The 1,451-nt window shown below is 68.4% G+C and carries 2 protein-coding genes; both read right to left on the bottom strand.

What is annotated here, in order from left to right; genetic code table 11:
- Positions 1-667, bottom strand: a 667-nt coding sequence (locus TR48_RS30025; protein WP_236652399.1) for a fatty acid desaturase, incomplete at its 3' end; no start/stop codon positions are given.
- A gap of 241 nt (positions 668-908) precedes the next feature.
- Positions 909-1,382 (bottom strand): hemerythrin domain-containing protein, encoded by a 474-nt coding sequence (locus TR48_RS30020; protein ID WP_042373231.1) that lies wholly within the window; start codon positions 1,380-1,382, stop codon positions 909-911.
- Positions 1,383-1,451 lie beyond the last annotated feature (69 nt).

Genomic DNA, 1,451 nt, shown 5'->3' with positions numbered 1-1,451 from the left:
GGGTTCCGCCGATGGCCCATCCCAGGCCGAAGGGCAGGGCGAGCGACAGGACGCACAGGGAGGGGAAGGCGGCGGAGACCCTGCGCATGGCGCGGTCGGCCAGGAGGTCGGGGGCGTACCGCTCGGCCGGTGTCGGGTCGCTGGTGAACAGCCAGCCGACGTGGGCGTGGGCCAGGCCGCGAAGCTCACCGCGCAGGGTGGTTCCGTAGCGGAAGGGCGAATGCGGGTCACCGGGCCGGTCGGTGAAGGCGTGGTGGCGCCGGTGGGTGGCCACCCAACTGATCACATCGCCCTGGAACGCCATCGACCCCGCGACCGCGAGCACGACCTTGAGAGCCGGGGCGGCGGTGAAGCTGCCGTGGGTCAGGCAGCGGTGGAAACCGACGGTGATACCCAGGCCCGTGAAGATGTAGAGGGCCAGAGCCAGGGCGATGTCGAGCGGGCCGATCAGCTGCCCCCACGACGCCCAGCCCGCCAACAGGATCGCCAGGAACGGAAACGCCACGATCATCGCGGTGACCGCCACTTGCCAGCCCGGCGGCTGCTGGTCGGGGGTGGTTCGGGTCGCGGGGAAGGGCTCGGTGCCGGTGTAGACCGGCCGCGGCGGTGCGCTCGCCGTCACCGTAGTGGGCGGTGGTGTCGATGCTGCTTGTTCGGTGGTGGACACGGGCACTCCTGGCTGTCTCGAATGCGACGCAGCCAGGGTCAGGGGCAGCAGGGGGACACCGTCGGGGAGGTCTCACTCGCGCCAGCCGAGTGGATCGCGTTCCGGAGGGTGCCTTTGGTTCCAGACTAGCGCGGAATCCCGTGCAGGAACTGGAACCGCCGCGGATCGGATCGGGCATGGGACTTCGAGCCTGGCGAACCGTACTCGGCGCCGTCGCCGCGTCGCCCACCAGGGTGGCGGGCTACTCGTGTGCGCTGGGGACCTTCAGCGGGTCACGCGGAGCGGTGGACTTCGCCGCAGCAAGTTCCTCGCCGAGTTCGACCAGGCGGTTGCGGCCCATGGCGGAGCGCACCTGGGGGAACCACTCCTGCTCCTCTTCCTCGACGTGGTGGCGCACGTTCTCCATGAGAACGGTCATCTTGGCGTCGAAGCGCTCGTCTTTCGGGTCGAGCCCCGTCAGCTCGGAGAGCATCCACAGCACGACGTGGTGCTCCTCGACACTCTCCAGGACGTGGTCCTTGGTCTGAGGCACGGCCTCGCGGGCCGCAGGGTAGAAGATCTTCTCCTCGATCCAGGTGTGGACGGTCAGCTCCTCGATGACCTCGTCGGCGATGTCCCGCTTGGTCTTGTGCGCACGGTCGCCTGCCTTCTCGAAATCCTTGAAGAGCCGTTCCACCGTGTTGTGGTCGTCTTTGAGCAGCACGATCGCATCCATACGAGGCATCTCCTTTGTTCTGCGGGTCCCTGGGGCCCGTCGACACGGGCCCGGATGTGTTCGCGCCTA

It is taken from the genome of Streptacidiphilus neutrinimicus (genome assembly GCF_000787815.1).
Lineage (GTDB): Bacteria > Actinomycetota > Actinomycetes > Streptomycetales > Streptomycetaceae > Streptacidiphilus > Streptacidiphilus neutrinimicus.
Note: the sequence above shows the minus strand (reverse complement) of the source record. Positions and strands in the feature narration are given on the sequence as shown.

What these genes read in the sequence shown, in the direction of transcription:
- TR48_RS30020 (WP_042373231.1), bottom strand. Translation starts at nt 1,382, where the DNA reads ATGGATGCGATCGTGCTGCTCAAAGACGACCACAACACGGTGGAACGG.